This window comes from Wolbachia endosymbiont of Drosophila bicornuta (assembly GCF_028982105.1).
Lineage (GTDB): Bacteria > Pseudomonadota > Alphaproteobacteria > Rickettsiales > Anaplasmataceae > Wolbachia > Wolbachia pipientis.
In genome coordinates this window covers 1-6,255 of sequence record NZ_JAPQLF010000065.1, presented here as the reverse complement: position 1 = coordinate 6,255, position 6,255 = coordinate 1, and the positions used below count along the sequence as shown (strand labels likewise).

General features: G+C 36.6%; 5 protein-coding genes and 2 pseudogenes. All 7 read left to right on the top strand.

The features are described from left to right. Positions 1-298 precede the first annotated feature (298 nt). Positions 299-1,210 (top strand): annotated as a pseudogene (locus tag OZD68_RS01540) (MFS transporter); the annotation flags it as partial. Positions 1,211-1,245: 35 nt separating this feature from the next. Continuing rightward, positions 1,246-1,590: an MFS transporter gene (locus tag OZD68_RS01535; RefSeq protein WP_259366064.1), complete on the top strand. Its 345-nt coding sequence runs from the start codon at positions 1,246-1,248 to the stop codon at positions 1,588-1,590. Between the two features lie 60 nt (positions 1,591-1,650). Beyond that, on the top strand, positions 1,651-1,956 hold the full coding sequence (locus tag OZD68_RS01530; protein WP_006279881.1) for an integration host factor subunit alpha: 306 nt from the start codon (positions 1,651-1,653) through the stop codon (positions 1,954-1,956). Then, complete coding sequence (locus tag OZD68_RS01525) at positions 1,956-2,282, top strand: MerR family transcriptional regulator (RefSeq protein WP_182309734.1); 327 nt, start codon at positions 1,956-1,958, stop codon at positions 2,280-2,282. The genes OZD68_RS01530 and OZD68_RS01525 overlap by 1 nt, the downstream gene beginning before the upstream one ends. A gap of 45 nt (positions 2,283-2,327) precedes the next feature. Continuing rightward, complete coding sequence (locus OZD68_RS01520; RefSeq protein WP_006279879.1) at positions 2,328-2,924, top strand: murein hydrolase activator EnvC family protein; 597 nt, start codon at positions 2,328-2,330, stop codon at positions 2,922-2,924. Positions 2,925-2,936: 12 nt separating this feature from the next. Next, positions 2,937-5,453 carry a leucine--tRNA ligase gene (leuS, locus tag OZD68_RS01515; RefSeq protein ID WP_182309733.1) on the top strand — a complete coding sequence of 839 codons (2,517 nt, stop codon included), beginning with the start codon at positions 2,937-2,939 and terminating at the stop codon, positions 5,451-5,453. Positions 5,454-5,581: 128 nt separating this feature from the next. After that, a pseudogene (locus OZD68_RS01510) lies at positions 5,582-6,255 on the top strand (hypothetical protein); the annotation flags it as partial.

Sequence of the window (6,255 nt, the reverse complement as noted above, 5' to 3'; positions counted from 1 at the left end):
TATTGTGCGTTACCTACTATCCGAAGAGCGATGCAACAAAGCCATTCCAGTGTCAAGCACTGGAATGACACCGTCTTGGATGGAAACCAGTGTTGGCTACTCGGATGACATCATAGTGGCGCTGGGATGACACCCTGACAATCGTCATCCCGCTGCTTGTTAGCGGCTAAGAGATACCGCGGCGGCATGACGTAGGGAAACCGTTTTTTGGGTTAGCTATAACAGTAGTCAGGAAACAATAGCTTAAAAAGAGACTTAGTGTTAAATTTCTAATAGATTACTTATAAAAACAAATCTTATGGAAAGCAGAGCTAAGGCTTGGTTCATTTGGCTGATTAGTAACTTGGTTGTTATATTCAGCAACATGCAGATAATTTATACCTTTATAAGTGTAAATCTCGAAAAGGAACTTGGACTTACAATCGCGCAAGTTGCACTGGCTAATTCAGCATATACTTGGACTTTCGCCATCTTACAATTTTTTAGTGGAGCAACGTTTAATGTTTTTTCCAGTAAAAAAATTTATTTTTTCTCGTTATCAACTATGATCTTGGGGTTTTTTGTCCTTATTAGTAGTGACAATTTCTCCCATTTGATTTTGTCTCAAGTGTTGATTGCAACTGGAGCATCATTTGGTTTTATTGGTGCTGCTCACACAAGTAGCATATGTTTTTCCGCTGCCCAATTTGGACTAATGTTTTCACTAGTGCAGACAATTTCAAGCCTTTCTGCTTTGGTAATTCAAATACTGTTCTCTAACTTGCTTGCCGAAGATGCATATTGGAAAAATCTGATTGTATGCATAATACTATTTGGTGTGTTGATATTTGTACTTACGCTTTTTTGTCCAAACACACTTCCAGAAAGCAGCTCAGAAAAGCGCACAATAAAAAGCTCTATGAAGACAGTAATGTGCTCTATATTAACAGTGCTAAAATTAAGAGATATCTGGATAACTTCAGTGGTGGGTGCTATTACTTTTGGAACATTTTTAGCACTTAATACCTTGTGGGCTCCAAGGTTACTGGGCAACTCAGAACTCAATGCAATGGAGTCAGGTATAGCAACTGCAATACTATGGCTTGGTCTTGCAGTTGGTGCTCCAATTGCAGATCGAATCTCAAACTTATTTAAAAATAGGAAACATGTAATTTCTGCTTTTGCTTTATTGCAAGGCGTCTCAATTATTATTTTACTATACAGCCATTTATAGCTCTTTTTACAATAATCCGAACAGATCATAATATGCTACTGCTCTACCATAGCCATAAGCACATATCTTATCCTATTCGGACTATTGCGAGAAGTGCTATAACAGTCCACGTTGTGTACTTTTGTATGTTAATGTTCGGGTTTTTTGCGGGAGGACATATGCTTAATTTTACTGTCGGCAGCGAGATTGTGAAACGAAAATACATCAGCACATCATCATCCATTATCAATGGATTTATGTTTATTGGCAGTGGAGTTATAGTGTCAATGTTAGCACTTTTTACAGATCATAAAATGGCACTTTTTGCAATATTTGCGATATTGATAGTTGCCGGTATTTTAAATTATGCAACAAAAGGGACATACTCTAAAAAATAAAGTAGCTGAATCTCGAGTCGATTGCTATATTATATTTACGTATTGTAATATTTATCAATAATGGATCACGTTACAACAAAAGACACAACAGTAACTAAGGCAACGATAGCTGGAGATATAAACCAAGAAATAGGATTATCAAAGGAAGACTCTGTTTCGATAATAGATGATATATTGGACGAAATAAAGACAAGCTTGGTAAAGGATGGAATAGTAAAAATATCGTCATTTGGAACATTCTTGGTTAAGAAAAAGAAGGAAAGACCAGGAAATATACCAAATACATCGGAGAAAGTGATGATTCAGGCAAGAAATTCAGTTTCTTTTAGGCCTTCAAAAATTATAAAAAAATCAATCAATAATTAATGAACAAGGAAAAATTATTTTATACGATTGGGGAAGTAGCTGAAGAGCTACGTTTGGAACAGCATGTTTTGAGATTTTGGGAAGGTCAATTTCATCAAATTAAGCCTACAAAGCGTAAAGGAAGAAGGCTATATGATCGCAAGTGTATAGAGGCCATAAAGAAAGTAAAATACATGCTATATGATAAAGGATATACAATAAAAGGAGTGCAAAAAGAATTTGGTAATGATATAAAAGTCACAAAGAATTTGTTGCAAGAACTCACCGATTTGAGGGACTATTTAACTAGTAAAATAAATAACGAGGAAAGTAACAAGCAGGCGTGAAACACTGCGTCTCGCTAAAATTTTGGAGTTTTGTGAGAGTTTAAAATGTGGCATATAGCCTCATTTCTTATGTTATTAGCAATATTAATAGGCTGTGGCCTGCAAAAACCTGCACCTGTGCTGCTTAAAGGCGAAGAATTTTACGGAAAAAGAGATCTGGAATATACAAGAGAGTACCATTTAATTAGGGAGCCTTCAGTGCAAAAAGAAAGTAGAAAAGCCATCATAAATAGGATATACAAAGATAACAATAATACACAAAATGTGGGGGTAAATTGTAAATTTGTAATGCCAGTTAAAGGTTCAGCTACCTCTTCTGATGAAATGTGTAAGGATGGCATAAAAATTGCTGCTCAAAATGGAACGAACGTAGTTTCCTCTGCACCAGGCAAAGTGATATATGTAGGCAAAGGGCTGAGATGGTATGGGAATTTAATTATAGTGGAACACAAAGATAATTACATGACTGTGTACTCCTATTTAAAAAACATACATGTTGAAATTGGCGACAAAGTAAAGCAAGGTCAAGTAATTGGATCTGCAGGTAAATCAAGCACACAAGATAAAGATCCACAGATGTGTTTCACAATACGACATAATGGCCAAGCGGTTGATCCTTTGATGCATATGAACTGTAATTGAATTTGGATTTATATGAAATATGATTTTAAAAGTGTTGAAAAATTTTATCAAGATAAATGGGATTTTTCTGTAAGCAAGAGTGGTAAACAAGAAAAGTGTTACGTGTTGGAAATGTTTCCATATCCATCTGGTAAAATTCATATGGGACACTTACGTAACTATGCAATAGGGGATGTGATAGCGCGTTACAAGAGAGCTAATGGATTTGAGGTTTTGCATCCAATTGGCTGGGATGCGTTTGGATTACCAGCTGAGAATGCAGCAAGGGATAACAATATTAGCCCCGAAACATGGACAAAAGAGAATATAGATAATATGCGTACACAGTTGAAATCTATAGGTCTTTCTTATAATTGGGAGCGTGAACTCTCCACATGTGAGCCTGATTATTACAAACATGAACAAAAATTTTTCCTGGATTTTTTAAAGCATGGGCTTGCCTATCGAAAAGAATCATGGGTTAACTGGGATCCAGTGGACCAAACAGTGCTTGCAAATGAACAGGTGGTTGATGGAAAAGGATGGCGATCAGGTGCAGTTGTTGAAAAACGTAAGTTGTCCCAATGGTTTTTAAAGATTACTGATTTCGCTGAAGATTTACTCAAGTGCCTGCAAAGTTTGAAAAATTGGCCAGAAAAAGTCAAAACAATGCAGGAGCGTTGGATAGGAAAATCTGAAGGAGCAACTATAGAGTTTGAAGTAGTTGGCCTGAATAAGAAATTAAAAGTTTTTACAACTTATCCTCATACTTTGTTTGGGGCTTCTTTTTGTGCAGTGGCAGCAGAGCATCCTATTGTGCAGGAATTAAAGAATGGTTCTTCTGTTGTCATCCCAGTGCTTGACACTGGGATCCAGGAAATAAAATCGAAAAGAGAGAACGATGAAAAAATAGGAGTTTACACCGGATTAAACGTCAAACATCCATTTCTTGATAAGGAATTGCCGCTTTACATAGCGAATTTTGTGTTGATGGAATATGGGGAAGGCGCGATTTTTGGTTGCCCTGCACATGATCAGCGTGACTTTGAATTTGCACAGAAATATAATTTGCCGATAATTCCCGTTATTTCTTCAGCCCACTTAGGTGTCATTCCAGCGCGTGACCAGAATTCTTACAATGGATCCCAGTGTCAAGCTACTCAGATGACAAAGGAGGCGTATACTGGAGACGGGACAATGTTTAACTCCGAATTCTTAAACGGATTAATTGTTAGTGAAGCAAAGGAAGCCATAGTTAAAAAATTTGAAGAAAAAAAAATAGGCAAAAAAACAATAAACTATCGTTTGCACGATTGGGGAGTTTCAAGGCAGCGTTATTGGGGATGCCCTATACCTATCATATATTGCAAAGATTGCGGAACTGTTCCAGTGCCAGAAAAAGACCTTCCTGTAGTTCTACCAATAGATGTAGAATTTACAAGTGGTGGCAATCCGCTGGATAAGCACCCAACTTGGAAATTTGTTGATTGTCCAAAGTGCGGAAAGCAAGCAGAGCGTGAAACTGATACATTCGACACCTTTTTTGAATCTTCCTGGTATTTTGCTGCATTCTGTAGTGAAGATAAATCAATAGACAAAGATGCATGTAATCGTTTTATGCCTGTTGATTATTATATAGGTGGGATAGAACATGCAATTCTGCATTTGCTTTATTCAAGATTTTTCTGCCGTGCTTTAACCAAATGTGGCTATTTTGATATTAAAGAGCCTTTCTCTACTTTAATCACTCAAGGAATGGTCTGCCATGCAACTTATAAAGACGAAAATGGTAAGTGGCTATTTCCCGCAGAAGCAAAAGAATTAATAGCGCGAGGTGCAAAAGTTCAAGTGGGCAAAGTTGAAAAAATGAGCAAATCGAAAAAGAATACAGTTGACCCAAACTTTATCATAGAAAAGTATGGTGCTGATACTGCTCGCTTGTTTGTGTTGTCCGACACTCCTCCGGAGAAAGATATGGAATGGTCCGATGATGGTGTGGAAGGTTGTTCTCGTTATGTAAATAAATTGTGGCGTATGGTCATGCAGCTAAGACCTGTAAATATACACTATGATAATGAAAATGTTACGGGTGGACTTCTAGAGTACAGAAAAAAAATTCATAAACTCTTACACGGACTTACAGATGACTTGGAAAACTGCAGATTAAACTGTGTAGTGGCAAAATTTCGTGAGATGACGAATTTAATAGCTGAAATAGACGTAAAAACTGGAAAATCTCTTATTGATGAAGGTATATGTATATTAATCAGAGTAATCGAACCATTCATACCACATCTAGCTGAAAGCCTATGGCAAGAAATAGGAGGTCAACCTTGGCCAAAAGCTGATGAATCATTATTAGTTGACGATACGGTAACTATAGCAGTGCAAATCAATGGAAAATTACGTACAACAATCAAGGTGGGAATTAACTTACCTCAAGAAGAATTGAAGAAAATAGCGATAGACTCTGTGTCCAGTAAGATCGATCAAAGCAAAGTTCGCACTGTATATGCTGTACCAAATAAGATAGTAAATATAGTTATATAAAAGACCTGAGTAGTACGTTTTATATAATCTGATTTTATGGCTATACTTTTTTTGACATATAGTTATATCTTTTTTAATATAAAGGATATATACTTATGCATTATATATTTTTTTGTATGAGGAGTTATATGAAAATAAAGAGATTGTGCGTTTTGGCTGTGTTGCTTACTTCATCTCTAGCAGGTGCAGCTAGTAATAGTGCAAGTAAGTCAGAAGATAAGTATAGCACTTCTCGCAATAGTCCGAATAGGATAAGATATGTGCTTATGGCTATGGTAGAGCAGTAGCATATTATGATCTGTTCGGATTATTGTAAAAAGAGCTATACTATGCAGGTTTAAACTTTGGTGCTGGTTGGGGTGGTGGCTTTAAAATGAAACCTGGTGTTGTTCTTGGTTACCATTATGACCAAAACTCTAAATTTGAACTTGAGGTTCTCAGTAATATTAAGTCATTAAAGAGCATAGGAGCTAGCTTATTGGCAAACTACCGCTTCTATCCTGACCTTGATATTGATCCCGTTAAACTATATGTCAGCGTAGGTTTAGGAGGATATCTCCAAATAACACCTTTTGGCTTTGGTGTTAGTGATACAGTTGATGGTGATGGCGATAGTTCACAAGAAGAAAAAGAAAAGGAAGAAGAAACACAAGGTGCTCCAGAATCAGGTGGTGAAGCTGCTGGTTCATCTGTAGTAGATAAAATACTGAGTTCTATTTCCTATAAACTAAAGTTAGGTGTTGATTATGAAATTACTCCGCAGATAATTGGTGCAGTTGGTATGACAATTGGTGGGCAACTA